This window comes from Uliginosibacterium aquaticum (assembly GCF_012972705.2).
Classification (GTDB): domain Bacteria; phylum Pseudomonadota; class Gammaproteobacteria; order Burkholderiales; family Rhodocyclaceae; genus Uliginosibacterium; species Uliginosibacterium aquaticum.
In genome coordinates this window covers 1-25,389 of record NZ_JABCSC020000007.1, presented here as the reverse complement: position 1 = coordinate 25,389, position 25,389 = coordinate 1, and the positions used below count along the sequence as shown (strand labels likewise).

The window sequence follows — 25,389 nt, the reverse complement described above, 5'->3', positions numbered from 1 at the left end:
TTTCAGCTTTATCAGAAGGGGAGTTCGGGTTCGCAGTCCTCGCGCAGCACTTCGCGCAAGAGCGGCAGGGTAAGCGGGCGGGACTGCGAGAGCGACGCATCGTCGAGCGCGTCGAGCACTTCCATCAGCCAGTGCGTGTCACGGCGGCCATGGCGCAGCAGGTATTCGATGACGTCCGCCGGCAGCAGCATGCCGCGCGCCATGGCGTGCTGCATCAGCAGCGCCCCCTTGGCGTCGTCGTCCAGCGGCTGGATCTCGAAGATCAGGGCTTGGCCAATGCGGGTGCGTACATCTTCGCGCAGGGCGAGGTGCTGGGGCGGCAGCTTGCCGGCGAGGATCAGCGAGCCTTGTGCTTCGCGGGCCTGGATCAGGGCGCGGAACAGGGCGGCCTGGCCGTCGGCATCAAGCTGGTCGACATCGTCGAGCGCTGCCAGCAGGCCATCTTCCATCTGCAGCGTGTCGCCCTGCGTGGCATCGAGATAGCAAGCGGGCCGGCCGGCCGCCGCTGATTCGGCTACCGCCGCCTGCAGCAGATGGCTGCGTCCGGAGCCGGCGGCACCCCACAGATAGAACCAGCTGCCGTCGCGCGCGCCGAGCTGGCGGCGCAAGGCCAGCAGTAGGGCCTCGTTATCGCCCGCCACGAAATTCTCCAGCGTCGCCGGCACGCGGGGGCGCACGTCGAGCGTGAGCTGATGCGTCGGATAAGGGCTGGGGAGGGCGGACATGAGGGGCAGCTGCGGTGGGTGAGGGCGGGATTTTACCTGTCGGCGCCCTCTCACAGCACATCCGCCTGCAGATCCGACGGGCGCCGAGCCGCCCGAGCAGGTAAAATGCCGGCCTTTCCCGCTTGACCGAGTTCCCCATCATGGCCCAGACCCCTCTCGACTACACCGCCGCTGGCGTGGATTACAGCAAGATCGATCCGCTCAAGATCCTTGCCCAGAAAGCTGCCAGCGCCACTGCCGGCAATCTGGCCGGCCACGGGGTCTCCGAAATTCTCGCCTCGCGCGGCGAGTCGGCCTATGTGATGGACATCGGCGGCACCCTGATCGCCTCGATCACCGAATGTCTCGGCACCAAGGCCCTGGTGGCGGACGCCGTGCGCCCGATCACCGGCAAGACGCATTACGACTCGATCGCGCAGGACACCATCGCCATGGCGGTGAACGACCTGATCACCGTGGGCGCCACGCCGCTCTCGATCCACGCCTACTGGTCCGCTGGCGGCAGCGAATGGTTTGCCGACGAGCAGCGCATGCGCGACCTGGTGCTGGGCTGGCAGAAGGCCTGCGACGTGTGCAAGGTCAGTTGGGGCGGCGGCGAAACCCCGGCGCTGGCCGGTGTGGTGGAAGCCGGTCGCATCGATCTGGCGGCCTCCTCGGTCGGCATCATCCCTTCGCGTGAGCGCCTGACGCTGGGCGACAAGATGCAGGATGGCGACGCCATCGTGCTGCTGGCCTCCTCGGGCATTCACGCCAACGGCGTGAGCCTCGCGCGCAAGCTGGTCGAGCGCCTGCCTGAAGGCTATGCCTCCAAGCTCTCGGACGGCCGCCTCTACGGCGAAGCCCTGCTGGACCCGACCACGCTCTATGTGCCGGTGACCGAAGCCCTGTTTGCGGCCGGCATCGTGCCGCACTACTCGGCCAACATCACCGGCCACGGCTGGCGCAAGATCATGCGTCACCCCGGCAACTTCACTTATCGCATCCACACCCTGCCGGACGTGCCGCCGGTGCTGGCCTTCATGCAGGAGCACGCCGGCATTGACGACCGCGAAGCCTACGGCAGCCTCAACATGGGCGCCGGTTTCGCCTTCTACGTCGCCGCTGAGCAGGCCGAAGAGGTTGCGCGTATCGCGAACGGTCTGGGCGTGAAAGCCTGGGTCGCCGGCCGCGTCGAAGCCGGCCCGAAGCAGGTCGTGATCGAACCGCTGAATCTGACTTACGCGGCCGATGAGCTGCATCTGCGGGCTTGATTCAGGAGATAGTCGTGAAGCGCGTTCCTCCACGACTTTATCGGTATCGGTCGCTAGACAGCCTTGATCCAGTAACCAAAGAACCCATCGTTCAACGGATCATTCTTCATGGTGAGCATTACTTTCCTTCGCCACGGCAACTAAATGATCCGTTCGAGTGCCGCCCTCTTGCTGGATTTTCGCCGAAGGGGGCTAACACCCGAGCCCATCTTGGGGCGTTGGTAAAGAGAGCCCGCCCCGACGCAAAACCAGCCAAGAGATTGCAGTTGGCTGCGCAAATGAAGCGCATGCCTCGTTTGCAGCGAGGTCAGATGGAGGGGGTTGGACTTCTTTCGCTCTCTGAGTTGCCTGATTCTCCCTTGATGTGGGCGCATTACGCCGATACGCACCGAGGCGTATGTCTTGAGTTTGAAACATCAAAGTGGCTTTTTCAGCTTGCTTGGGAGGTCGTGTATCAAGACACGTATCCCTTCGTTGACACGGCGAACCAGAGCTATCTGGACATCCACCGAACTGTGGCATGTACAAAAGCCACGTATTGGGATTACGAAAAAGAGTGGCGAATAGTTTCCTACGTCAATAACGACGGAAGCGCCTTAGCTAAGCTAGGCCTTGATGGCCAAATGACAGGCCCGGGTTTGCATATCGCTCCGGTCGAAACTTTGACTGGCGTTGTCTTCGGATTGGATTGCGATTCGGAAAAGCAAAATGACGTTCGGACTTGGGTGAAAGACGCTGGCTTGTCTTGTTCATTCCGTAAAGTCGAACTCGATGATGGACAATTTAAATTTAATCTTGTGTCGTGCTGACTCGGGAGATACGAACAGTGGCTGCGACCCACGACTTCATCCTCTTCGACCTCGACGGCACCCTCAGCGATCCGCTGCAGGGTATCGGTCGTTCGATCAATTACGCGCTGGCGCACTTCGGCTATCCCGAGCGGGCGCTCGACGATCTGCGTTTCTGCGTGGGGCCGCCCTTGAAATACAGCTTCCGCGAGCTGACCGGCACGGATTCCGACGCGCATGTGCGTGAGCTGATCGACAAGTATCGCGAGCGCTATGGTGATGTGGGTTACGCCGAGAACACGCTTTACGCGGGCATCCCCGAGGCGCTGGCGGCCATCGATGCGGCCGGCATTCCGATGGGCTTATGCACCTCGAAGCGGGCCGATTTCGCCGAGCGCATCCTCGATCTCTTCGGCCTGCGCCAGCACTTCTACTTCGTCAGTGGTGGCGACGTGGACATCCACAAGTGGGAGCAGATCGCCGCGCTGGTGGCCGACGGCATCGTGAGCCGGGCCAGCCTGATGGTGGGCGACCGCGAGGTGGATATCGACGCCGCGCATCGCAGCGGCCTGGCCGCTGCGGGCGTGCTGTGGGGCTTTGGCTCGCATGCCGAGCTGGCTGCCGGGGCGCCGCGTTATCTATTCAGTCAGCCCGCTGAAATTTATCCCGCGCTGGCAGGCTAACCCGCAGACGGGTGTTCGCCCGTTGAAGTGCTACGAGCGTTTTTTCGGAGAGAAACCATGATGCGCAAGCTGGTGAGCGGGATCTGTGTGCTGCTGGTGCTGGTGCTGGTGCTGGCTGCCTGCGGCCGGAAGGAAGAGATGGCGGCTGCGCCGATGCTGGCGGCTGCGCCGGCCGTCGAGATGGCACGCAAGCTGGAGGCGCCTCAGACCGATGCCGGCCAGCCCGCCAGCGTGCCGCGCCATATCGAGTTGCGCCACAACGTGGTGATCGAAGTGGCGGAGGATCGGCTCGAAGCCCTCTGGCGCGCACAGCTGGAGGCCTGCCAGTTGCCGGCCTGTGAGGTGGTGGCGGCGGGAATCGCGAACCAGCGCGGTGACATGGCCAGCGCAAATCTTGCACTGCGCATCGTGCCGGGGCGGGCGGGGGAATTGCTGGCGACCCTGCGGGGCTTGGGCAAGTTGGCACAGCATGAGATGAGCCAGAACGATCGCACCAATGAGGTGGTTGATCGGCAGGCACGCCTGGCCAACCAGAAAGCCTTGCGCGATCGCTTGCGCGGGCTGCTGGCCGGGCGAGTCGACAAGGTGCGCGATCTGCTGGAAGTCGAGCGCGAGCTGGCCCGGGTTCAGGGCGAGATCGATTCGCTGGAAGGGCAGATGCGCGCCACGCTGGCGGTCACCGAGAAAGTCAGCTTCGATATCCAGTTCCGCGCACCGGCCTCGCTGAGCCAGCCCGGTAGCTGGGAGCCGCTGCGCGAGGCCTGGCGCCGGCTGGGCAGCACTTTTGCCGAGAGTCTTGCGATGCTGATGTATTTTCTGGTGGGTGGTTTGCCCTGGTTCGCAGTCGGAGCTGCCGTGTTGTGGGGCGGGCGGCGCTTGTGGCGGGCGCGCAAGTCGGGTCCGAAATCCTAGCCCGGCTTGGCGTTGAGGTGCCGCGCAGGGCCGTCTGTCCATCCATCCGATGCCACATTTGTTGTCGTTTTGGCGGAAAAGATCTGTGAGAGGATTCAGATCGTTCGACGTTAAAACTTACGGAGCAGGTGATGGCACAGTACGGCCTGAAGTGGCAGAAAACATTCTCTTGGGCGGTGGTGTTGGCCGTGGCCTGTGGTCTGCAGAGTGGGGCACACGCCCAGACGCTGGAGAAGATCAGCAAGAGCAAGGTGCTCAACATCGGCGTCCGCGAAGACAACCTGCCTTTCGCGGGCTATAGCCAGGGCGTGGCGTCGGGCTACTCGATCGATCTGTGCCAGAAAGTTGCCGAGCAGATCAGGAAGGAACTGAAGCTCTCCGAGCTGCGTGTGCAATATGTCGTGGTGACGGCGGCTGACCGTCTGGCCAAGGTGCGCGATGGTGTCGCAGACATCGAGTGCGGCACGACAGTGAACACCCAGACGCGTGCCAAGGATGTGGATTTTTCCTACGCCCACTTTATCGCTGGTACGCGCTTCATGAGCAAGCAGTCCGCAGGTTTGAGCGATTACACCCAGCTCAACAGTCAGGCGGTCGGCATCGTCAAGGGCACCACGGCCGAGAAGCTCTTCAACCAGTTGCGCGATGACACGCTCAAGTCCATGAAGCTGGTGGTTTTCAGCAAGAACCAGGATGCGATGAAGGCGCTGGAGGCCGGCACCGTGGCGGCGGTGGCCCAGCTGGACATTCTGCTCGAAGGCATGCGTCAGAGCAGCGCCCAGCCGGGTCAGTACGCGATCAGCACGAAGCCGCTCTCCATCGAGCCGATGACCCTGATGGTCCGGAAGGAAGATCCGGCTTTCAAGGCCGTGGTCGACAAGACCCTCGCGAATCTCTATGCCTCGGGTGAGATCAGTTCGATTTACGAGCGCTGGTTCAAGACGTCCAAGCTGAACACGCCGGTTTCGCTGATGCTGGCGGATTGCTTCAGAAGGCCTTGCAACAGCCGGGCGACAGCACTGGGCCTGGGTTACATGCTCTGAGAGCTGCTCCGGTCTCGCAGTAAGGTCGTAATAAGCTTCTGGGCGGAGACCGGCTGTTACAGCCGGTTGGCCGCCTTGACCGCCAGATAGCGGTTCACGGTTTCGATCGCCAGATCTTCAGGCTTTACGTCCAGACACAGTACGCCTTCCGCGCGTAGCCGGCGCAGCGTGGCTTCACGGCGCCGCGCGTAGTCCACCGCGGCGGTGACGCGGGCGGCATCGAAGGCATCCTGGATGCCTTCGTCCTGCGCCGCATCGAGGGCTGCTTCGCGCAGGCTGGCAACCAGCACCAGATGGCGGCTGCTGAGCAGGCGCACGGCAGCCAGCAGGCCCTGATCATCTTCATCGCGCAGATTGGTCATCAATACCACCAGCGCGCGTTTGCGCTCACGCAGCAGCAGTTGTTGGGCCGCGCGTTCGAAATCGCTGACCTGCAGCGTGGGTTGCAGATCGTAGGTCTCGCGCAGGATGCGGCTGACGGTGGCGGCCGAGTGCTGCACCGGCAGGTAGCGTTCAGGGCCGCCGAGGGTCATCAGGCCAACGCGGTCGCCGTGCGAGAGCGCCACATAGGCAAGCATCAGCACCGTGTCCAGGGCGTGATCGAAGTGCGAGAGATCACTCCCCGAGGTTCGCCCGGGATCGCGTTCCCTGGCGCCCATGCGCCGACCGCAATCGACCAGCAGGAGGATGCGCTGGTCGCGCTCATCCTGATATTCACGCGAAATCATCTTGCCCATGCGCGTGGTGGCTTTCCAGTCGATCTGGCGCATCGAGTCGCCTTCGCGATATTCGCGCAGCTGCGAGAAATCCATCCCCTGCCCACGCCGCTGCCTTTGCTGCAGGCCGAAGCGCGCATTGCGGTAATCCACCGCGCGCAGTGCGTGGCGGGCCAGCGGTGCAAAGTTGGGATAGACGCGCACTTCCTGCGCTTCGGCGACCTGTACTTGCCTCAACCAGGCCGCCCAGGGCGAGCGGATGCGCAGTTCGATGTGGCCGAAGGCGTGATCGCCGCGGGCCTGCGGGCGTACCCGGTAGCGCAGGGCTTGAGCGTTATTGCCGGCGGTGCGAACGGCTGCGGGCAGCCCTTCCTGCTGAAAGCTGGCGGGATGGTGATCGAACACGCTGAGCTCGGCTGGCACGCGGTGTGCCCAGTGAAAGCGCAGTTCCACCTGTGCCCACTCGCCGACGGCGAGTGTGGCATTCACCACGCGCTGGGCGGCAGGCAGGGCTTCGCTGCGCGCGCGCAGCCAGTCCACCGCCGCCCACAGCAATAGCGCTACCCCCGCAGCGTTATCGAGCGGCTGCAGGGCGGGTTCGATGGCACTGGCAATGGCCAGTACGAGCCAGGCGGCGAGGGCCGCAAGCAGGGCCTTGGCGGGCAGCATCATGCGCGTGGAGCGTCGGTGCGGGCGAGCAGGCTGGTGAGCACGCTGTCGATCGACAGGCCTTCGATCTCGGCTTCCGGCACCAGGCTGATGCGGTGACGCAGGGCCGGCAGGGCAACACGCTTCACATCATCCGGGGTGACGAATTCGCGCCCGGCGAGCAGGGCCGAGGCACGGGCCGCACGCACCAGCGCAATCGCGCCGCGCGGGCCGGCGCCGATGGCGATTCCGCTCCATTCGCGGGTGTTGCGCACGATGCGTACTGCATAGTCCAGCACAGCCTCGTCGATGCGCAGGCCAGCGGCGATTTGCTGCATGGCGATGAGTTGCTCCGGTGTAGCAACCTGCTGCACGGCTTCGACTTCCAGCTTGTCGCCGGTGCGGCCGGTGCAGGAAGCGGCAACCAGCGCACGCTCTTCATCCAGGCTCGGATAGTCGATCAGCACCTTGAGCAGGAAGCGGTCGAGCTGCGCTTCGGGCAGGGCGTAGGTGCCTTCCTGCTCGATCGGGTTCTGGGTGGCGAGCACCAGGAAGGGCGGTGGCAGCGGCAGCGTCTTGCCTTCGATGGTGACCTGGGCTTCCTGCATTACTTCGAGCAGGGCGGCCTGAGTCTTGGCCGGCGCGCGGTTGATTTCGTCGGCCAGCACCAGATTGGCGAAGACCGGGCCGCGGCGGATCACGAACTGGCTGCTGCGCGTATCGAACAGGGTGTGGCCGGTGACGTCGGCGGGCATCAGATCGGGCGTGAACTGGATGCGCGAGAACTGGCCGCCGAAGGTCTTGGCGAGTGCCTTGACCAGCAGGGTCTTGCCGAGACCGGGCACGCCCTCGAGCAGGATGTGGCCGCCGGCGACCAGCGCGCAGAGGGTGTGTTCGACGACGGCGCTCTGGCCGACGAAGACGCGGCCGAGTTCCTGGCGCAGGGCGCGGGCGAGTTCGGTGGCTTCAAGCGGCGTGGTGGGCAGGCTCATGGTTCGGCTCCGGGAAGGGATGGGCGTTGCAGCAGGCGGCATTGCTGGCGCAGCGTGGCAAGGATGCGGGCGCGGCGCAGGAATTCATGCGCGTTGGCAGGGTCTGGGCTCAGGGCGCGCTGGATGTCGGCGGCCTTGATGCCGGAAAGGTGTTCGCCGAGTTGCTCGCGGCCCTCGATTTCGGGGTGGCGATGCTGCAGCCCGTCGAGCTGGCGCAGTACGGCTTCGCGCAGCGGGGCGAGCAGGGCTTCGTAGCAGTGCTGGCGGAGCAGGAAATGACCGCTGGCGGCAAGGTGCTCGCGCAGGCCCGGGCGCTGCGGCGGCGCATCCGGCAGCAAGGGGCCGAAGCGCGGCATCACCCGGCGCAAGGCGGCCAGCAGCAACAGGGTGGCAACCAGCAAGGCCTCGGGTGCGTGATCAATGAGCCAGCTGAAGAGGCCCGGGTAAGGTGGCAGCACCAGCATCAGTACCGGGCGCGGCTCGGTCGGCAGGGTCAGCAGACGCACAAAGAAGGCGGCGTGATCAAACTTCTCGATGCGCTCGTTGGCGAAGGGTGCGAAGCTGCCGACGGTGACCATGCCTTCACCGAGGCGGAAGCGTGAATACAGGGCGAGGGTTTCAATGTGGGCGTGCTCGTCTTCCTCGGCGGCATCTGGCGTGTCCTCCTCGCTTGCCGGAGCGGCTGCTTCCGGTGGCACGGGCTCGCTGTCGGCCAGCGGAATCAGCTCGCTGCGAGACTCCCCTGGCGCCGCTTCGCTATCGGCTTCAGCGGGCGCGGCCGGCTGTGGATTGGGGCAGCTGTCGTTGTGGGCAGGCGGAAGCTCCTGCTCGTCCTCGCTGAGCGGTTCGAACACGTCCGGCTGGTTTTCGTCTCCGGACAGGCTTCCACGCAGGCTGGCCTGCCATTCGCCGGGGCGCTTTGCGAAGAGGCCGGCGCGGAAAACCGGCGCATCGTGGAGCACAAGCTGCGCGGCGTGACCCTCGGCGCTGAGTTTGCGCCGGCCAATCAGATCGATATCCACGCCGAATTTCTCACTCATCGCGCCGATCAGCTCTCCGCCGGTCTGCAGGCCGCCGCGAATGTCGATCTGCAATTCGCGCAGGAGCTCGCGATCCTTGTCTTCGGTGCTGAGCGGCAGTACGAGGTGGCCGCCCCGTTTCACCCAGTCAAGCAGTCTGGTGCGCAGTTCCGGGTCGGCGAAACGATCCATGCCGGAGAGCATCAGGGTGCCTTGCGGAGCGAGCTGGTCGAGCGCCCGTTCGGTGCTGGCGAAGTCCGCCGCATAGCCCAGGCGGCCCAGCAGGAGCCGGCCGGCATGCCAGGTGTTGGTGCGTGCTTCTGGCGAGTAGCCGCTGCGCGATTTCTCTTCGCGCCATTCAAGATGCTCGGTCACGTACCAGCCGGCAAATGCCAGCGCACACAGGGCGAGCAGGGCGGTGAGGAGGCGGCGCTTATCCACGCGAAACCTCCTCGAAGTGCTTGCGCCAGTCCTGACACAGGGCTTCGATCTCGGCCGGCGGAATGACCTGATGGGCGTAGGCCAGGCGCTGCCAGCAGCCGAGCAGGCGGGCCAGATAAGGCGCGCGGGCGGAGGCTTGCTGACGGGTGCGGTCGAGGCAGTCGCCCTCGGTGTCGCCGCGGGCGAAGGCGACTTGCTCGCGATGGGCGAGCCGCGACAGGCTTCCGCGGAAGAGCAGGCTTAGGGCTCCTCGCGCATCGCCTGCGGCGAGCAGGGCGTGTGCGGCGCTGGCCAGATCGTCCGGCAGGGACTGCGGGCGGATATCGAAACCGGCGAGTTCGGCGGGCGGCGCCTTGGCGTCCCCGCTGTTTCTGAGCCAACCGAAGCGACTGGCCAGATACAGCAGCAGCCCCAGAGCCGCCAGGATCAGTAGCCAGCTGCCGATGCGCCCGAGCATGGCCATGGCTTTGCCGATCCACTCAAAAAAGCTCTCCAGTCCCTGGAAGAGTCCACGTAGCCCGTCCGGCAGCTTGAAGGCATCCTTGTTTTTGGGTTCATCGCTGCTGCGCCAGTGCAGGCGGCGTTCCGTTTCTTCCTTGCCGAAGGCCGGGTCCTGCATCACCTGCTTGATGGTTTCGCCGGACTGGCTGATCTGCGTTTCACGCAGGCTGGCGCTGTCGGCCGCCTCGGCCGGGCTCGGCGTTGCCACGCCGAGCAACAGGCCGAGCAGGATCGCGATGCATACCGAGGCAAGGCCACTGCGCGCGGTGTGGCTCTGGGCCAGGCGGCGGAACTGCAGCTCGACATCCCAGGCTTCCAGATCGGTGCGGCGCTTGAGATAGAGCATGAAGCCGCCCGCCACATAGAGCGGTTCCAGCAGCAGGCTGCAGGCCAGCAGCGGCAGGTAGAGCAGGCAGGAGAACCATAGAGGTTGCGCCGTGAGGAGTTTCCACAGCGTCACCCCGGCCGGCATCAGGTCTTCAGGGATCAGCAACCAGACAAGGCCCAGCAGGCCGGTCCACAGGATGGTTTCCAGATGCAGCCAGGCCAGCGTATGCCAGGTGGCGGCGCTGCCGATGCGCCGGCCGAGCAGGCTCTTGCGCTGGCGCCCGGCCTTGCCGCGCAGGCCTTCAAGCTGATCCACCGGCAGCCGGATGCTGCGCGTCAGGCTGAAACGCTCCCAGGTGAGGGCGGCCAGCAGGCGCGAGTTGCGCAGCAGGCCCGGCAAGGCGCGCAGACTCTGGCGCAGGCTCGGAATTTCGCCGAACACGGCGTGGCTCACCACATGCAGGGCGAGCCGATCAAAGACCGGCTTGAGCCACCACATGATCAGCAATACCCAGGAGATCTCGCCCAGCCACAAGGCAAAGATCAGCGTCAGCACAGCCAGCACCGGCAGGGTCAGCGCGAACCAGGCGGCATACAGCGGGCGGGCGCGGCTCAGCGCGAAGCGCACGCCCAGATCGATGGCCTCCCAGTGATTGCGCGGCCGCAGGGTGACCGACAGGCGTTCAAGATCCATCACGCCTCCCGGCAAAAAGGAAGTACAACAAGGGGGTGAGGATCAGCAGGCTGCCCACACCGAGCTTGATCGGGAAGGCCAGGCGCAAAGGAGACCAGAAGGCTTCGATCAGGGCTGCGATCACCAGCATCACTGCCAGCCCGCAGACCATGCCGATGAGGCTGCGGGCGGTGTGGGCGAGGGCGGCGCTGCGGGTGCGCTGGCCCGGTGCCAGCACCGCGAAACCCAGGCGCAGGCCGGCCGCGCCGGAGAGCACGATCGCCCCCATCTCGAAGCCGCTGTGGCCGATCACGAAGGAATGGAAGTTCTCCGCCAGCCCGGCCTGAATCAGGCGCATCTCGATCACGCCGAAGAACAGACCGTTGTGCACCAGAGCAAAGATCGTCAGCAGTCCGGCGCTGATGCCACCGGCGAAGCAGCGGAAGGCGATACTCACGTTGTTGAAGATGTAGAAACCGAACATCTGGAAATCGGTTGAGGCCTCGCGCGCCACTTGGCCGAGGTTCTTCACCTCGTGGCTGTACATGTGCTCGATCTGGCTGAGTTGCTGTGGATCCAGAATCAGGTAAGCCAGATCCGGCTTCAGGTGCACCGCCAGCATCATCGTCAGCTGGGGGCCGAACAGCAGCAGGGCTGCCGCCAGCACCCACCAGCGCTCACGGCGCACATCACGCGCAAAACCTCCGGCCGCGTAGCGCCAGACGCGTTGCCCCAGATTGCCTTGCGCACCGTAGAGCAGGTCATGCCCTTGCTGGACCAGGGCGTGCAGGCGCTCGACCAGCGATAGGCTGTAGTCGCGGTCCCGTGCCAGGGCGAGTTGCTGGCACAGGTGGCGGTAGCGCTGTGGCAGCTCGTGGGCCGGAAAGGGCGGTTGCTGTGCATTGCGTTGCCGCAGCGGTAGTGCGGCATACGTCAGCCAGGTTTCGAAGGCCGCCCAGTCCTGGCGATGATGCAGTTCGAAAGTGTCCTGCTTCATGTGCGCCGCCCAATCAGATGACTCGCCAGGCCAAGCAGGCGCGCCGCGCCCTGCGGGCCATAGCTGCCTTGCGAGAGCTGGGGCAACAGGCTGGCCAGTTCTTCCTGGCGCGCCGGGGTGAGGCTTGCGGCGCGCTCGGCAAAGGCCAGCAAGGCGCGTTGGGTCGCCCGGTCGAGCGGCTCGGTAGGCGCGATGGCGGCAGTTTTTTCGAGGGCAGGCAGGGCCACCGGTTTCTCGCGATAGACCACCAGGGTGCCGGCCACGATATCGCCAAGGCGGCGAAATTCCTGATGGCACAGCATCGTGACAAGGCCGCAGCCGTAAGCCATGGGCAGCATGTCGGCCACGCGCAGCAGGTTGCGCGAAAACGACGCCCCCCAGCCCACGGGCGTGCCATTGTCATTCACCACCATGAGGCCTAGTGCTTTCTTGCCAGGGGTAGCTCCCTGGCGCCAGACCTCGAAGAAGACCGGGTAAAACCAGTCCAGCAGGAAGTAGGCGAGCAGCCATAGCCCGCCGCCGGCACGCCCGAGGCCGCTGGTCAGCGGAATCAGGCACAGCAGCAGGGCCATGCGGATCAGGAAGTCTATCGTCCAGGCAAGGCTGCGCGGCAGGAGGCCCGCCGGGCGCAACTGCAGTTCGATGAGTTCCGGGGTGGTGACGTGACGCAGGGTGTCGAGCATGGGCAGACGGTGGCACCCGTGAGTGCCACCGTGAAGGAGAGAGAATTACTCTTCGATGAAAATGTCGCGGTAGCCGGCGTAGATCGACACCATGAGCATCGGCAGCACGACCAGCAGGCCCAGCCCGAGCGGGATGGCACCGAGAATCATCAGGATGGTGGCGGTGATGAAATACACCAGACCGGCGAGGAAGTTCTTCCAGCAGCCGGCAAAGCTGGCCTTGATCGCCTCTACGGGAGACAGGTTTTGCAGGGTAATCAGCGCCGGTGCAAACCACAGGGCCGAGTACATCAGCATCGAGACCACAACCATCAGCAGCATGGCGAGACCGAAAGAGCCCATCATGCCCATGATCATTGAGGGGTCGATCTGTTGGCCACCCATCAGGGCCGATGCAAAACCAAAGCCCATGATGGCGATGACCGGGATCATGCTGACCAGCATGACGCCGAAGGAAATCAGCCCGAGGATGGCCAGCGGGCCGAACTTCTGCTGGAAGCCGGCGAACAGGTCACCGATGGCGAGGGAGCCGTTCCGGCGCTGGTTTTCACAGGCAATCATCACGCCACCGTTGAGTACCGGGAAGAGCACGATGGCCAGCAGGTTCACCAGCGGGATCATCGACACCACCATCCACAGTACGCCGAAAACGATCAGCAGCACGATCCAGCCCAGCGGGCTCTGCTTGAAAAACTCCCAGCCCATGCCGAACCAGGACACACCGCGACCCGCGCTGACCGTACGGCCGCCGGGGATGTACTGACCGTCCTGCTGCCAGTTCTGTTCATCTTCAACGATTGCAGCCGGCGGTGCGTACGGGTTATTGCCCTGTGTTTGCATGAAAGCGCTCCCTGATCTGTTGTGGGTGTTGTGTATCGCCGGGCAGCATGCCGCAGGTACATGCCGGCCGCAAGTTCTGTCGAGCCGGATGTCATGTCTTTACGACATCCGGCTGGTGCCGCTTCAGGCCTGGCGATAGGGTACCTTGGCGCTGGGCACCAGCGGTGCAGCGCTCGCCAGATGCACATCCTGATCGTCGAAGAAGATATGTGCGCCAAATGCTGCGAGTACTTCGTGCTTGGTCACGCCGCCGAGGAAGAAGGCTTCGTCCACGGTCACCCCCCAGGCACGCAGGGTGTGTACCACGCGGGCGTGGGCCGGGCTGGCACGCGCGGTGACGATGGCGATGCGCACCGGGCAGCGTTCGGCCGGGAACTGCTTCTGCAGCTTGGCGAGCAGGATCAGCAGTTTGGCGAAGGGACCTTCGCGCATCGAGTCGAAACGGTGGGCTTGTTCATGGGCGTAAAAGGCGTCCAGTCCTTTTTCCTTGTAGATGAATTCGGATTCGGGCGAGAACAGGACTGCATCGCCGTCAAACGCGATGCGGATCTGTTCCTGCCGCGCGGCGTTGGCGGTGGGCGGGGCGTAGAGCGTGGCGGCGGCCAGGCCGGCATTCACGGCACTCTGCACGTCATCCTGGGACTTGGAGAGAAAGAGATCGACCTTGAAGGGCTGCAGGTAGGAGACGATCGGCTCGCCGCCGGAAAAGGCTGCGCGGGTGATCGGCAACTGGTAGTGCTCGATGCTGTTGAATACGCGCATGCCGGTGTCCGCGGTATTGCGTGACATCAGCACCACTTCAACGAACTGCTTGCCTGACACCAGTTCATTCAGGCCCAGCAGGGCTTTCACCAGCGGGAAGGCCGTGCCAGGGGAGAGCACCTGATCTTCGTGAGCACGCTGATAGTCGGAATAGGCCGTTACACCTTGCTTCTCGTAGAGCGCGTTTTCGCTCTCAAGATCGAACAGGGCCCGGGAGGAAAGGCCGATAACCAGCTTGTCGGAAAGATCGAATGGCATGTGCGGGCTCCTTGTCGTTCGTAGGGCCGACTTCAGTCGGCCGCACAGGTGGTTTGTGCGACTGAAGTCACACCGACCAATCAATGTTCCAGATTGTGTTTGCGCGCCACCTCGTGCTCGTCGAGGATCTGCAGCAGAGTGGCATAGCGGCGTTCGTTGAACTGGCCGCCATCCCGCGCGGCGCGGATCGCGCAGTCCGGCTCCTTGATGTGGCTGCAGTCGCGGAAGCGGCAGGTGCCGAGCAGGGCGCGGATTTCCAGGAAGCCGCACTCGATTTCATTCTTCGTCAGATGGGCGAGGCCGAAGCTTTGCAGGCCGGGGCTGTCGATCAGCTCACCGCCGCCGGGCAGAGGGTAGAGGCGGGCGTGAGTGGTGGTGTGTTTACCTGAATCGAGCACGGCCGAGATCTCTCGGGTGCGCGCATCGGCTTCCGGAATCAGCGCATTGGTGATCGTGGATTTGCCCATGCCGGACTGCCCGACCAGCAAGCTGACATGCCCGGCGAGCCTGGCGCGCAGCGCTTCCACATCACCCTTGGCGGAAAGCTCCAGCACGTCGTGGCCTGCCTTGACGAAGGTTTCGAGCTGGCGGCGCGCCGATTCGAGGCCGGCGGTGATGTCGCACTTGTTGAGCACGATCAGGGCCGGGATGTCCTGCGCATCGGCGGCCACCAGGCAGCGTGTGATCAGCTCGTCCGAGAAGCCGGGCTCGGTGGCTACGACGACGACGACCTGGCTCACATTGGCCGCGATGAGCTTCTCTTTCCACTGGTCGGCGCGGTAGAAAAGGCTGGCGCGTTCGCTGATCTTTTCGATCACGCCCTGATCTGCACTGGCCATGGCCAGCTCCACGCGATCACCGCAGGCGACTTCGCTCTTTTTGGCGCGCGGCACGCACAGCAGCTGGCTGCCGTCTGCGAGGCGCACCGCGTACTGGCGCCCGAAGGCGGCGATGACCGTGCCGATCTGGCGCGCGCTCATGCCGCCGCTTTCAGGCGCCCGATGCGGATCGTGGCAGGCGGGTGCGAGTCGTAGAACAGCGAATGGAGCGGGTCCGGTGTGAGAGTGGCGGCGTTGTCTCGATACAGTTTCACCAGTGCCGAGACCAGATCCCCCGCCTGGGCATGGGCCATGGCATAGGCATCGGCCTCGAACTCATGTTTGCGCGACCAGAAGCTCATCATGGGAGTGAGCGGGAAAGTGAAGGGGCCAAGGATTAGCGAGAACAGGATCAGGGTCAGCGCTTCGCTGTGTGCCTCGACGCCCAGTCCGGCAAAGAAGGCTGGTTGCTGCGCCAGCCAGCCCAGCAGCGCGAAAAAGGCCAGTGAAAGCACGGCGAACAGTGCCACGCGCTGGGCAATGTGGCGATGCTTGAAGTGACCCAGTTCGTGGGCCAACACGGCTTCGACTTCTTCAGGCGTGAGTGTGGCGAGCAGGGTATCGAAGAACACGATGCGCTTGGCCGCTCCGAAGCCGGTGAAGTAGGCATTGCCGTGAGCACTGCGCTTGGAGCCATCCATCACGAACAGGCCCTTGCTTTGGAAGCCGCAGCGGGCCAGCAGCAAGTTGATGCGGGCAGCCAAGGCTTCGTCCTTGAGTGGCTCGAACTTGTTGAACAACGGTGCAATGAAAAGCGGATAGATCACCATCGCCGCCAGATTGAAAGCGATCAGCACGCCCCAGGTCCACAGCCACCAGTTCGCCCCCATGCTGCGCATCAGCCACAGCACGCACCACAGCAAAGGTCCGCCGATCAACACGGCCAGCAGGCTGCTCTTGAGCGTATCGAGAATGAGGGTCTTGACGGTGGTTTTATTGAAGCCGAAACGTGCCTCGAGCACGAAGGTGTAATACAGCGAGCCCGGCAGCTCCCAGACGAAGCCCGCCACGGACAGCAAACCGAAGAGTGCGAGCCCGTGCCACAGCGTGCTTGGCTCAAACCATTGCGCAAGCAGGTCGTGCATGAGCTGCAGGCCACCGCCCAGGGTCAGGGCCAATACCCAGACCAGCCCCAGCGCCAGCTCGATGCGACCGAAGCGGCCCTTGGCAAGTGTGTAGTCCGCCGCTTTCTGGTGGGCCGCCAGCTCGATGCTGGCCGCAAACTCGGCCGGCACGGCGGCGCGATGGGCGGCGACATGCCGTGCCTGGCGCAGCGAGAGCCACAGGCGGATACCGCTGGAAAGAAAGAGGGCCAGCAGGAACAGGGCGGTCAGCGTGGAAGCGGTCATGAGGGTCTGCGGCTAAGGTGAAAAGGCTCGTACATGCGAGAATCCGGGCTTTGCAAGCGCTGGAGGATTATATGGCACAGGATCAGAACAACCTTGTCTGGCTGGACATGGAGATGACCGGGCTGGAGCCGGACCGTGACCGCATCATCGAGATCGCCATGATCGTGACCGACGTGAATCTCAATGTGATCGCCGAAAGCCCGGTGGTGGTTGTGCATCAATCAGCAGCAGTGCTGGACGCTATGGACGACTGGAACAAGAACACCCATGGCAAGTCCGGCCTGATTGAGCGCGTGAAGGCTTCCACGACGGATGAGGCTGCAGCCGAAGCACTCTATCTTGAGTGGATGGCGCAATACGTGCCGAAACGCACGACGCCGATGTGTGGCAACACTATCGGCCAGGATCGCCGCTTCATGGCGCGCTATATGCCTGCGCTGGAGGCTTACTTCCACTACCGCAATATCGATGTCAGCACCCTCAAGGAGCTGGCGCGGCGCTGGCATCCGGCGCTGGCTGCAGGCGTGAAGAAGAGCGAAGCGCATACCGCGCTGGCCGATATCCGTGAGTCCATCGAGGAACTGCGCTACTACCGCGAAAATTTCTTGCGACTTCCCGCCTGAAGTCTTTGACAGTCGAAAAAAAATCTCTATAATGCGCAGCTCTTCAGGCGCGTAGCTCAGCTGGTTAGAGCACCACCTTGACATGGTGGGGGTCGTTGGTTCGAGTCCAATCGCGCCTACCAAAATTCCTGAAGCGGGGATTAAAAATGTTTCGAACTCGCACGGTGATGATTGCTTTTTAAGCGCTCACCGCCGCGCGTCCCCGATTTGGTAGAAAATTGAAAAAGTGCGGCTAAGCCCGCACTTTTTTTTTGCCCGCATTTTCGATTGCTTGAGGCCAGACAATGCCGAATATCACCCTCCCTGATGGTTCCGTCCGCAGTTTTGAGGCACCGGTTTCGGTTGCCCAGGTTGCGGCCTCGATTGGCGCTGGTCTGGCCAAGGCTGCGCTGGCTGGCAAGGTTGATGGCCAGTTGGTCGATACCTCGCATGTGATGGCTGCTGACGCAAAGCTGGCGATCGTGACCGAGAAGGATGCGGATGGTCTCGAAGTTATCCGCCACTCCACGGCCCACCTGTTGGCCTATGCAGTGAAAGAGCTGTTCCCGGAAGCCCAGGTCACTATCGGTCCGGTGGTCGAACATGGTTTCTATTACGACTTTGCCTACTCCCGCCCTTTTACGCCGGAAGATCTGCTTGCCATCGAAAAACGCATGGCTGAGCTGGCCAAGAAGGATATCGGCATCAGCCGGGAAGAGTGGGATCGTGATGAGGCGGTCAAATTCTTCCTTGGGCTGGGCGAAAAGTACAAGGCCGAGCTGATTGCTGCGATCCCGGCAGGTCAGACCATTTCCTTGTACCGAGAAGGTGATTTCATCGACTTGTGCCGCGGCCCGCATGTGCCTTCTACCGGCAAGCTCAAGTTCTTCAAGCTTATGAAAGTGGCGGGCGCTTACTGGCGCGGTGACGCCAAGAATGAGCAGTTGCAGCGTATCTACGGTACGGCCTGGGCCAAGAAGGAAGAGCTGGAAGCCTATCTGCACATGTTGGAAGAAGCGGAAAAGCGCGACCATCGCCGTGTTGGCAAGCAGCTTGATCTCTTCCATCTGCAGGATGAGGCGCCAGGTATGGTGTTCTGGCATCCGAAGGGCTGGACTCTGTGGCAGGCAGTCGAGCAGTACATGCGCGCACGTCTGAATGCTGCGGGCTATCAGGAAGTGCGTACGCCGATGGTGATGGATCGCACCTTGTGGGAGAAGTCCGGTCACTGGGAAAACTACCGCGACAACATGTTTACCACCGAGTCGGAAAAGCGCGACTACGCGGTGAAGCCGATGAACTGTCCGGGTCATGTGCAGATTTTCAACCACGGCCTGCGTTCCTACCGCGACTTGCCACTGCGCCTGGCTGAGTTTGGTTCCTGTCACCGCAACGAGCCGTCTGGCGCGCTGCATGGCCTGATGCGCGTGCGCGGCTTCGTGCAGGATGATGCACATATCTTCTGTACAGAAGATCAGATCGAGTCCGAGGCAACCGATTTCGACGCGCTGCTGATGAGTGTGTACAAGGATTTCGGCTTCAATAATGTGGCTGTGAAACTGGCTTTGCGTCCTGAAAAACGTGCCGGTTCCGATGCTACTTGGGATAAGGCTGAAGACGGTCTGCGCGCGGCGCTCAAGGCTTCCGGCAAGGAGTGGGAGGAATTGCCGGGCGAAGGCGCCTTCTATGGCCCCAAGGTCGAGTATCACATCAAGGATGCGCTGGGGCGCTCCTGGCAGTGCGGCACGATTCAGCTGGATTTCGTGCTGCCCGAGCGCCTTGGTGCCGAATACGTTGCTGAAGACAACGCCCGCCACCGTCCTGTGATGCTGCACCGCGCGATCCTTGGGTCGCTTGAGCGTTTCCTTGGCATCCTGATCGAAAATCATGGCGGCGCCTTCCCTTTGTGGTTGGCGCCGACTCATGCGGTGGTGATGAACATCTCCGAAGGGCAGGCCGATTACGTGCAAGAAGTTGTGGCAGAGTTGCGCGCCAAGGGCTTTCGTGTCGAATCGGATTTGCGGAACGAGAAAATTACCTATAAAATCCGCGAACATAGCTTGCAAAAGCTACCCTACCTGCTTGTCGTAGGCGACAAGGAAAAAGAAGCCGGCAAGGTCGCAGTGCGCGTCCGGGGCGGTCAGGATCTGGGGCAAATGTCCATCACGGAATTGGCTGAGCGTTGGCAACACGAGCTGGAAAGCCGTGGCGCCGAGGCTTGATTTTTTGTTTTTCTAGGAGGTTTCTGCCATAGCTCAGGAAAAGAACTCGCATCGCATCAACCGGGAAATCGGTGTTCCCGAGGTGCGGCTGGTAGGTGAAGAAGGCGAACAACTTGGTGTTGTTCCGACTCATCAGGCGCTGGCCATGGCTGAAGAAGCCGAGGTCGATCTGGTTGAAATCGCCCCCCAGGCAAAGCCCCCGGTCTGCCGTTTGATGGATTACGGCAAGTTCAAGTACCAGGAGCAGAAGCGGGCTCACGAAGCCAAGCAGAAGCAGAAGCAGATCCAGGTCAAGGAAGTCAAGCTGCGCCCGGCAACGGACGAGAATGACTACCAGATCAAGATGCGTAACATGGTCCGCTTCCTGGAAGAGGGCGACAAGGTCAAGGTAACCCTGCGTTACCGCGGCCGTGAAATGGCTCACCAGGAATTCGGTATTCGCCAGCTTGAGCGGATCAAGGCGGATCTGGGCGACACCATTGTGGTTGAGCAGTTTCCGAAGCTGGAAGGTCGCCAACTGATCATGGTGATTGCGCCGAAGAAGAAAATTTGAGTTTGAAGGGGCGCAGCAGCCCTGGCCAGAGCACCGGCTGATTGCTGCAAAACAAGTGATGTTCCGGTAGTTGAAGCGCTCCAGGCGGAGCCACCGGGGGTCATATCTAAAATCGTTGGAGTATCAAATGCCCAAGATGAAAACCAAGAGCGGCGCTGCCAAGCGCTTCAAGGTTCGTGCGGGTGGCAGCGTCAAGCGCGGCCAGGCGTTCAAGCGCCACATCCTGACCAAGAAAACCACCAAGGCAAAGCGTCAGCTGCGCGGCATGACCGGTGTTCATGACACCGATACCGCACGCATCCACGCAATGATGCCTTACGCTTGATTCAGGAAGGAGATAAAACATGCCTCGCGTTAAACGTGGTGTAACGGCTCGCGCCCGTCACAAGAAAGTCCTCGACAAAGCCAAGGGTTACCGCGGCCGTCGCAAGAACGTATATCGTATCGCCAAAGAAGCGGTGATGAAGGCCGGTCAGTACGCTTACCGTGACCGTCGTCAGCGCAAGCGTCAGTTCCGTGCACTGTGGATCGCCCGTATCAACGCGGCTGCCCGCGAAGTCGGTCTGACTTACAGCCGCTTCATGAACGGCCTGAAGAAGGCTGCGATCGAAGTCGACCGCAAGGTGCTGGCTGATCTGGCTGTGTTTGACAAGCCCGCTTTTGCGGCGCTGGCCAATCAGGCCAAGGCACAGCTCGGCGCCTGAGCTGTCCGGGAGTAAAAAAAGGAGGCGTAAGCCTCCTTTTTTCTTTTCTGGCCTGCTCCGAGCAGGCCGCGAACCAGAATTGCGGGTATTGACGTGGAACACCTCGATCAATTGCTCAAGGACGCTGCAGCCGCCTTCGCCGCCGCAGCCGACATGAATGCACTGGAGCAGGCCAAGGCGATCTATCTTGGCAAGAGTGGCAGCCTGACCGAGCTGCTCAAGGGACTTGGCAAGCTGGATCCGGAGGCGCGCAAGAGCGCCGGGGCTGAGATCAACCGTTGCAAGAGTGCCATCGAGCAGGCGCTTGAAGCCCGCCGTGAGGCTCTGCGCATGGCTCAGCTCGAAGCCCAGCTCGCCGCCGAGGCGCTGGACGTGACCCTGCCCGGGCGTGGTATGGGGCGCGGTGGTCTGCACCCTGTTGTGCGCACCCAGGAGCGCTTCGAAACTCTGTTCCGTTCCATCGGTTTCGAAGTGGCCGATGGCCCCGAAATCGAGGAAGACTGGTTCAACTTCACCGCGCTGAACACGCCGGATAACCATCCCGCGCGTTCGATGCACGACACCTTCTACATCGAAGGTGCCAAGGATGTGCTGCTGCGCACGCATACCAGCCCGGTGCAGATCCGCGCCATGCAGGCGCACGCAGCGAAATTCAAGGACGCCGAGAGCATGCCCGAGCTGCGCATCATTGCGCCGGGCCGCGTTTATCGTGTGGATTCCGATGCCACGCACTCGCCGATGTTCCATCAGGTCGAAGGCCTGTGGGTGGGCGAGGAGGTTTCCTTTGCCGGTCTCAAGGGCGTGATCATTGATTTCTTGCAGCGTTTCTTCGAAACCGACGAGCTGCAGGTGCGCTTCCGCCCCTCCTTCTTCCCGTTTACCGAGCCTTCCGCCGAGATCGATTTTGCCTTCATGAGTGGCCCGAACAAGGGGCGCTGGCTGGAAATCGCCGGCTGCGGCATGGTGCATCCGAATGTGCTGAAGAATGGCGGTATCGATGCCAGCCGCTATACCGGCTTTGCTTTCGGCATGGGGCTGGATCGACTCACCATGCTGCGCTACGGCGTGAATGACCTGCGTCTGTTCTTCGAGAACGACTTGCGCTTCCTCGCTCAATTCCAGGACTGATCGACATGCAGTTTTCCGAACAATGGCTGCGTAGCCTGTGTAATCCGGCGCTTGATTCTGAAGCGCTGTGTCATCTGCTGACTATGGCCGGCCTCGAAGTGGAAGAGGTCGAGGCCGTCGCGCCGCCCTTTACCGGCGTGGTAGTGGGCCAGATCGTCAGCTTCGAAAAGCATCCGAATGCCGACAAGCTGCGCGTGTGCCGCGTGGATGTGGGGCAGGGCGAGCCGCTGCAGATCGTGTGCGGTGCGCCCAATGTGGTTGAAGGCATGAAGGCCCCGTGCGCCATGGTGGGCGCCAAACTGCCGGGCTTCGAGATCAAGCCGGCCAAGCTGCGCGGCATGGAGTCCTTCGGCATGATGTGCTCGGCCGATGAGCTGGGCATGAGCCAGGATCACGACGGCCTGCTGGTGCTGCCGGACGATGCACCGGTCGGCACGAACATCCGCGAGTATCTGGCTCTGGATGACAAGAAAATCACCATCAAGCTCACGCCGAATCGCGCTGACTGCCTGAGCCTCGCTGGCGTCGCCCGCGAGCTGTCGGCGCTGACCGGAACCCCTGCCCAGATCACCGCGCCGCGCAGCGTTGAAGTTGCCCATGCGCAGCAGCGGGCCGTGGTGCTGGATGCACCGGAAGGCTGCCCGCGTTATCTGGGGCGAGTGATCACCGGCGTGAATGCCAAGGCTGCGACGCCGGACTGGATGAAGGCCCGCTTGGCCCGCTGCGGCGTGCGCTCGATCAGCGCTGCCGTGGACATCACCAACTACGTGATGCTGGAGCTCGGTCAGCCGCTGCATGCCTTCGACAACGCCAGGCTGCAAGGCGCGATCCATGTGCGCTGGCCGAATGCGGGTGAAAAACTCACCCTGCTGAACGGCCAGGAAATCGAGCCAGCCGCCAATATGCTGTTGATTGCCGACGAAGCACGCGCGCTGGCGCTGGCCGGCGTGATGGGCGGCGAAGACAGCGGCGTGAGCGACGAGACGACCGAGATTTTTCTGGAGTCAGCCTTCTTCCAACCGGACGCCATCGTCGGTCGCGCCCGCGCATTGAATTTCTCGTCGGACGCCTCCCATCGCTTCGAGCGTGGGGTGGATTTCGAACTCGCGCCGCAAGCCATGGCGCGCGCCACCCAGCTGATTCTGGATATCTGCGGCGGTTCGGCAGGGCCGGTCATCGAGACCGTGGTAGCGGACAAGCTGCCGCAGCGCCTGCCGGTGATCTTCCGTCCTGCCCGCGCCCGCAAGGTGCTGGGCTTTGATATCTCTGATGAGCAGATCGAGGCTTCGCTGCGCCTGCTCGGCATGCAGGTCGAGCAAAAGGGCGAGGCGCTGGCGGTGACGCCGCCGAGCTACCGCTTCGATATCGCCATCGAGGAAGACCTGATCGAAGAGGTTGCCCGCGTTTACGGTTACGACAATATCCAGCCGCTGCCGCCGAAAGGCCCGGCCAACATGCTGGCCAGTACCGAGACCCTGCGTCCGGTGCATCGCCTGCGCCGCTGGCTGGCGGCGCAGGACTATCAGGAAGTGATTTCCTACGCCTTCGTCGATGCAGCCTGGGAAAAGGATTTTGCCGGCAACACCAATCCGGTGAAGCTCGCCAACCCGATCGCCAGCCAGATGAGCGTGATGCGCTCCAGCCTGCTGGGCGGCCTGGTCGGCGCGCTGTCCGCGAATCAGCGGCGCCGCGCCAGCCGCGTGCGTCTGTTCGAAGTGGGCCGCTGTTTTGCTGGCAACGCGGCTGAAACGCCGCTTGATCCGGCCGCCCAGCCGCTACGCGTGGCCGGTCTGGCCTGGGGCGCGGTGGCGCCCGAGCAATGGGGGCAGGCCGCACGCAAGGTTGATTTCTTCGATGTGAAGCGTGATGTCGAGCGCCTTCTCGGTGAGCAAGCGGAGTTCGCTGCTGCCAAGCATCCTGCGCTGCATCCCGGGCGTTCCGCAGAAATCAAAGTGAACGGGACTGTGACAGGCTTCATGGGCGAGCTGCATCCGGCTCTGGTACAAAGCTACGAATTGGGCAATGCTCCGGTCGTATTTGAGCTGGATCTCGCCGCAGCCTTGGCCGTTGGCGTTCCTGCACACGCAGACCTGCTGCGTCACCCGGCTGTGCTACGCGACTTGGCCATTGTGCTCAAACAGGAAGTGTCTGCCGCGGATCTGTTGCGCGTGTTGCGCGCGGCTGCGATTGAAATTGTCCGGACGGTAGATGTATTTGATGTCTATGCGGGCAAGGGTGTTGCCGCCGATCACAAGAGCATTGCACTGCGTGTGGTGCTTCAGCACACTGAACGCACGCTGGAAGAGACGGAAATCGATAACGCCATGCGCGCTCTTGTGAGTGCCGCAGAGCGAGAGCTGGGGGGGCAGCTTCGTGCCTGATGAAAGCAAGACAAACGGGATCACGCTGACCAAGGCCGAGCTCGCCGATCTTCTCTTTGATCGTGTTGGCCTCAACAAGCGTGAAGCCAAGGACATGGTTGAAGGTTTCTTCGAAGAAATCCGTAACGCACTTGAACGTGGCGAAGAAGTGAAACTTTCTGGCTTCGGTAATTTCCAACTACGTGACAAGCCCCAGCGGCCTGGACGCAATCCCAAGACGGGTGAGGAAATCCCCATTACCGCAAGGCGGGTAGTGACCTTCCATGCCAGCCAGAAACTTAAGACGGCAGTTGAACAACTGAGCGATGGACCATCAGCTTGAAGAGCTAACAGAGCTTCCCCCTATCCCTGCCAAACGGTACTTCACCATTGGCGAGGTGAGTGAGCTGTGCGGAGTGAAGCCGCATGTGCTGCGCTACTGGGAGCAGGAGTTCACCCAGCTCAAGCCGGTCAAGCGGCGTGGCAATCGCCGCTACTATCAGCGCCACGAAGTTCTTCTCGTACGCCGTATTCGCGAGTTGCTCTACAGCGAAGGTTTTACCATCAGCGGTGCGCGCAATCGCCTGGAGGAGTACCAGATCCTGCGCCGCGAGACGGACGAAATCGTCGAGCGTGGCCGTGCAACTAACGCGCAGGTGCGTGGCGAACTGCAAGCAATCCTTGCGCTCCTGCGTGAGTAAGAAAAGCCTCTTGGGAGGCTGGCAAGATTAGATTCTCCTGCTATAATCTCGCTTCTGTGTCGGGGCGTAGCGCAGCCTGGTAGCGCACTTGCATGGGGTGCAAGGGGTCGCGAGTTCGAATCCCGCCGCCCCGACCAACAGAAACAAGCACTTAGCCCAATCTTCGGATTGGGCTTTTTGCTTTCTATCCCAGAATTTCGTTTCTGGTTGCCGTTTGACGGAGGCTTGAGCGCCTGCCCGTCGATCTATCACGGCTCGTTTCCGGTGTGGGTGTGGAAAGGGTTACGCTTGAAATACGGCGTGGCCTGCGGCTCAAGTTGTAGAGGCGGACGCTGGTTGTCGGCCTTGGCGGTCGTTGATGCCCGCGGACTAGAATGGCTGCTGTCGGCTAGGTGCGGGCATTCGCCCATGCGACAAACCGGCAATCGGAATGGCCACAGTGCTTTCAAACCTGCCAGATGAGCCATTCGCACTACTCGGCCTCCGCGGCGGTTGGCCTGACTCAATAAAAATAGAACTGTCCGTACTCAGCCTTCCCCTCGCATCCTTATGCTCTGAGAGCCTATCGACAGCGGCCCAAGCCATTCAAGAAGCGAGCAAGCATCCAGTCACCAGGCCGCCTAACCTCCTTGGA

Annotated in this window: 25 protein-coding genes and 2 tRNA genes; 16 read left to right on the top strand and 11 right to left on the bottom strand. The window is 62.5% G+C overall.

Annotated features, from left to right (window positions below; genetic code table 11):
• Positions 1-11: 11 nt before the first annotated feature.
• Positions 12-725, bottom strand: coding sequence for a DnaA regulatory inactivator Hda (gene hda, locus HJ583_RS18540; RefSeq protein WP_170023302.1), 714 nt, complete (start codon positions 723-725; stop codon positions 12-14).
• A gap of 140 nt (positions 726-865) precedes the next feature.
• Here hda and HJ583_RS18535 point away from each other — a divergent pair, with 140 nt between their 5' ends.
• The 5 genes from HJ583_RS18535 (at position 866) to HJ583_RS18515 (ending at position 5,401) form a co-directional block, all read left to right on the top strand.
• Positions 866-1,975, top strand: a complete 1,110-nt coding sequence (locus HJ583_RS18535; RefSeq protein ID WP_170023301.1) for an AIR synthase-related protein — start codon at positions 866-868, stop codon at positions 1,973-1,975.
• 14 nt (positions 1,976-1,989) lie between these two features.
• The gene (locus HJ583_RS19385; RefSeq protein ID WP_170023300.1) at positions 1,990-2,784 is read left to right on the top strand and encodes a DUF2971 domain-containing protein; all 795 of its coding nucleotides are present in this window, start codon (positions 1,990-1,992) and stop codon (positions 2,782-2,784) included.
• A 17-nt stretch (positions 2,785-2,801) separates the two neighbouring features.
• Complete coding sequence (locus HJ583_RS18525) at positions 2,802-3,446, top strand: HAD hydrolase-like protein (RefSeq protein WP_170023299.1); 645 nt, start codon at positions 2,802-2,804, stop codon at positions 3,444-3,446.
• A 57-nt stretch (positions 3,447-3,503) separates the two neighbouring features.
• Positions 3,504-4,358, top strand: coding sequence for a DUF4349 domain-containing protein (locus tag HJ583_RS18520; protein WP_170023298.1), 855 nt, complete (start codon positions 3,504-3,506; stop codon positions 4,356-4,358).
• A 131-nt stretch (positions 4,359-4,489) separates the two neighbouring features.
• On the top strand, positions 4,490-5,401 hold the full coding sequence (locus tag HJ583_RS18515; RefSeq protein ID WP_170023297.1) for an amino acid ABC transporter substrate-binding protein: 912 nt from the start codon (positions 4,490-4,492) through the stop codon (positions 5,399-5,401).
• 56 nt (positions 5,402-5,457) lie between these two features.
• Here HJ583_RS18515 and HJ583_RS18510 read toward each other — a convergent pair whose 3' ends face one another.
• The 10 genes from HJ583_RS18510 to HJ583_RS18465 all read right to left on the bottom strand — a co-directional run bounded on the left by HJ583_RS18510 (position 5,458) and on the right by HJ583_RS18465 (position 16,485).
• The gene (locus tag HJ583_RS18510; RefSeq protein ID WP_170023296.1) at positions 5,458-6,789 is read right to left on the bottom strand and encodes a DUF58 domain-containing protein; all 1,332 of its coding nucleotides are present in this window, start codon (positions 6,787-6,789) and stop codon (positions 5,458-5,460) included.
• A complete protein-coding gene (locus HJ583_RS18505; protein ID WP_101944224.1) occupies positions 6,786-7,757 on the bottom strand; it encodes an AAA family ATPase in 972 nt (323 codons plus the stop codon). Before HJ583_RS18505 ends, HJ583_RS18510 begins: the two co-directional genes overlap by 4 nt.
• Positions 7,754-9,217, bottom strand: coding sequence for a DUF4350 domain-containing protein (locus HJ583_RS18500; RefSeq protein ID WP_170023295.1), 1,464 nt, complete (start codon positions 9,215-9,217; stop codon positions 7,754-7,756). The genes HJ583_RS18505 and HJ583_RS18500 overlap by 4 nt, the downstream gene beginning before the upstream one ends.
• The gene (locus tag HJ583_RS18495; RefSeq protein WP_170023294.1) at positions 9,210-10,739 is read right to left on the bottom strand and encodes a DUF4129 domain-containing protein; all 1,530 of its coding nucleotides are present in this window, start codon (positions 10,737-10,739) and stop codon (positions 9,210-9,212) included. The genes HJ583_RS18500 and HJ583_RS18495 overlap by 8 nt, the downstream gene beginning before the upstream one ends.
• Positions 10,729-11,715 (bottom strand): stage II sporulation protein M, encoded by a 987-nt coding sequence (locus HJ583_RS18490; protein WP_170023293.1) that lies wholly within the window; start codon positions 11,713-11,715, stop codon positions 10,729-10,731. Before HJ583_RS18490 ends, HJ583_RS18495 begins: the two co-directional genes overlap by 11 nt.
• Entirely contained in the window at positions 11,712-12,398 is a 687-nt protein-coding gene (locus HJ583_RS18485) for an RDD family protein (protein WP_170023292.1), read from the bottom strand. The genes HJ583_RS18490 and HJ583_RS18485 overlap by 4 nt, the downstream gene beginning before the upstream one ends.
• A 45-nt stretch (positions 12,399-12,443) precedes the next feature.
• Positions 12,444-13,238, bottom strand: coding sequence for a BPSS1780 family membrane protein (locus HJ583_RS18480; RefSeq protein WP_170023291.1), 795 nt, complete (start codon positions 13,236-13,238; stop codon positions 12,444-12,446).
• Positions 13,239-13,361: 123 nt separating this feature from the next.
• The gene (locus HJ583_RS18475; RefSeq protein ID WP_170023290.1) at positions 13,362-14,258 is read right to left on the bottom strand and encodes a 5'-nucleotidase; all 897 of its coding nucleotides are present in this window, start codon (positions 14,256-14,258) and stop codon (positions 13,362-13,364) included.
• 80 nt (positions 14,259-14,338) lie between these two features.
• Entirely contained in the window at positions 14,339-15,238 is a 900-nt protein-coding gene (gene rsgA / locus HJ583_RS18470; RefSeq protein WP_170023289.1) for a ribosome small subunit-dependent GTPase A, read from the bottom strand.
• The gene (locus tag HJ583_RS18465; RefSeq protein WP_170023288.1) at positions 15,235-16,485 is read right to left on the bottom strand and encodes a M48 family metallopeptidase; all 1,251 of its coding nucleotides are present in this window, start codon (positions 16,483-16,485) and stop codon (positions 15,235-15,237) included. The genes rsgA and HJ583_RS18465 overlap by 4 nt, the downstream gene beginning before the upstream one ends.
• A gap of 71 nt (positions 16,486-16,556) precedes the next feature.
• On the opposite strand from HJ583_RS18465, the gene orn reads away from it, so the two are divergent.
• From orn to HJ583_RS18410, 11 genes are all read left to right on the top strand, one after another.
• Complete coding sequence (orn, locus tag HJ583_RS18460) at positions 16,557-17,108, top strand: oligoribonuclease (RefSeq protein WP_170023287.1); 552 nt, start codon at positions 16,557-16,559, stop codon at positions 17,106-17,108.
• 45 nt (positions 17,109-17,153) lie between these two features.
• Positions 17,154-17,230, top strand: a tRNA-Val gene (locus HJ583_RS18455).
• Between the two features lie 162 nt (positions 17,231-17,392).
• The gene (gene thrS, locus HJ583_RS18450) at positions 17,393-19,309 is read left to right on the top strand and encodes a threonine--tRNA ligase (RefSeq protein WP_170023286.1); all 1,917 of its coding nucleotides are present in this window, start codon (positions 17,393-17,395) and stop codon (positions 19,307-19,309) included.
• 28 nt (positions 19,310-19,337) lie between these two features.
• On the top strand, positions 19,338-19,862 hold the full coding sequence (gene infC, locus HJ583_RS18445) for a translation initiation factor IF-3 (RefSeq protein WP_170023352.1): 525 nt from the start codon (positions 19,338-19,340) through the stop codon (positions 19,860-19,862).
• 127 nt (positions 19,863-19,989) lie between these two features.
• Positions 19,990-20,187: a 50S ribosomal protein L35 gene (rpmI, locus tag HJ583_RS18440; protein WP_101944212.1), complete on the top strand. Its 198-nt coding sequence runs from the start codon at positions 19,990-19,992 to the stop codon at positions 20,185-20,187.
• Positions 20,188-20,206: 19 nt separating this feature from the next.
• Complete coding sequence (gene rplT / locus HJ583_RS18435) at positions 20,207-20,566, top strand: 50S ribosomal protein L20 (RefSeq protein ID WP_101944211.1); 360 nt, start codon at positions 20,207-20,209, stop codon at positions 20,564-20,566.
• A gap of 93 nt (positions 20,567-20,659) precedes the next feature.
• Positions 20,660-21,694 (top strand): phenylalanine--tRNA ligase subunit alpha, encoded by a 1,035-nt coding sequence (gene pheS / locus HJ583_RS18430; RefSeq protein WP_170023285.1) that lies wholly within the window; start codon positions 20,660-20,662, stop codon positions 21,692-21,694.
• Positions 21,695-21,699: 5 nt separating this feature from the next.
• Complete coding sequence (pheT, locus tag HJ583_RS18425) at positions 21,700-24,075, top strand: phenylalanine--tRNA ligase subunit beta (RefSeq protein ID WP_170023284.1); 2,376 nt, start codon at positions 21,700-21,702, stop codon at positions 24,073-24,075.
• Between the two features lie 19 nt (positions 24,076-24,094).
• Positions 24,095-24,397, top strand: coding sequence for an integration host factor subunit alpha (locus HJ583_RS18420; RefSeq protein ID WP_101944294.1), 303 nt, complete (start codon positions 24,095-24,097; stop codon positions 24,395-24,397).
• Positions 24,381-24,755, top strand: a complete 375-nt coding sequence (locus HJ583_RS18415; protein ID WP_170023283.1) for a MerR family transcriptional regulator — start codon at positions 24,381-24,383, stop codon at positions 24,753-24,755. The genes HJ583_RS18420 and HJ583_RS18415 overlap by 17 nt, the downstream gene beginning before the upstream one ends.
• Before the next feature lie 60 nt (positions 24,756-24,815).
• Positions 24,816-24,892 (top strand) — tRNA-Pro (locus HJ583_RS18410).
• Positions 24,893-25,389: the final 497 nt, after the last annotated feature.

Excerpts from the sequence above, each read along its gene's own strand:
- HJ583_RS18495 (WP_170023294.1), bottom strand. The coding sequence starts at position 10,739 with ATGGATCTTGAACGCCTGTCGGTCACCCTGCGGCCGCGCAATCACTGG.
- orn (WP_170023287.1), top strand. The coding sequence starts at position 16,557 with ATGGCACAGGATCAGAACAACCTTGTCTGGCTGGACATGGAGATGACC.
- HJ583_RS18490 (WP_170023293.1), bottom strand. The coding sequence starts at position 11,715 with ATGAAGCAGGACACTTTCGAACTGCATCATCGCCAGGACTGGGCGGCC.
- HJ583_RS18465 (WP_170023288.1), bottom strand. The coding sequence starts at position 16,485 with ATGACCGCTTCCACGCTGACCGCCCTGTTCCTGCTGGCCCTCTTTCTT.
- rpmI (WP_101944212.1), top strand. The coding sequence starts at position 19,990 with ATGCCCAAGATGAAAACCAAGAGCGGCGCTGCCAAGCGCTTCAAGGTT.
- rsgA (WP_170023289.1), bottom strand. The coding sequence starts at position 15,238 with ATGAGCGCGCGCCAGATCGGCACGGTCATCGCCGCCTTCGGGCGCCAG.
- HJ583_RS18475 (WP_170023290.1), bottom strand. The coding sequence starts at position 14,258 with ATGCCATTCGATCTTTCCGACAAGCTGGTTATCGGCCTTTCCTCCCGG.
- rplT (WP_101944211.1), top strand. The coding sequence starts at position 20,207 with ATGCCTCGCGTTAAACGTGGTGTAACGGCTCGCGCCCGTCACAAGAAA.
- HJ583_RS18505 (WP_101944224.1), bottom strand. The coding sequence starts at position 7,757 with ATGAGCCTGCCCACCACGCCGCTTGAAGCCACCGAACTCGCCCGCGCC.
- HJ583_RS18515 (WP_170023297.1), top strand. The coding sequence starts at position 4,490 with ATGGCACAGTACGGCCTGAAGTGGCAGAAAACATTCTCTTGGGCGGTG.
- HJ583_RS18535 (WP_170023301.1), top strand. The coding sequence starts at position 866 with ATGGCCCAGACCCCTCTCGACTACACCGCCGCTGGCGTGGATTACAGC.
- thrS (WP_170023286.1), top strand. The coding sequence starts at position 17,393 with ATGCCGAATATCACCCTCCCTGATGGTTCCGTCCGCAGTTTTGAGGCA.
- HJ583_RS18480 (WP_170023291.1), bottom strand. The coding sequence starts at position 13,238 with ATGCAAACACAGGGCAATAACCCGTACGCACCGCCGGCTGCAATCGTT.
- hda (WP_170023302.1), bottom strand. The coding sequence starts at position 725 with ATGTCCGCCCTCCCCAGCCCTTATCCGACGCATCAGCTCACGCTCGAC.
- HJ583_RS18520 (WP_170023298.1), top strand. The coding sequence starts at position 3,504 with ATGATGCGCAAGCTGGTGAGCGGGATCTGTGTGCTGCTGGTGCTGGTG.
- pheT (WP_170023284.1), top strand. The coding sequence starts at position 21,700 with ATGCAGTTTTCCGAACAATGGCTGCGTAGCCTGTGTAATCCGGCGCTT.
- HJ583_RS18415 (WP_170023283.1), top strand. The coding sequence starts at position 24,381 with ATGGACCATCAGCTTGAAGAGCTAACAGAGCTTCCCCCTATCCCTGCC.
- HJ583_RS18510 (WP_170023296.1), bottom strand. The coding sequence starts at position 6,789 with ATGATGCTGCCCGCCAAGGCCCTGCTTGCGGCCCTCGCCGCCTGGCTC.
- HJ583_RS18485 (WP_170023292.1), bottom strand. The coding sequence starts at position 12,398 with ATGCTCGACACCCTGCGTCACGTCACCACCCCGGAACTCATCGAACTG.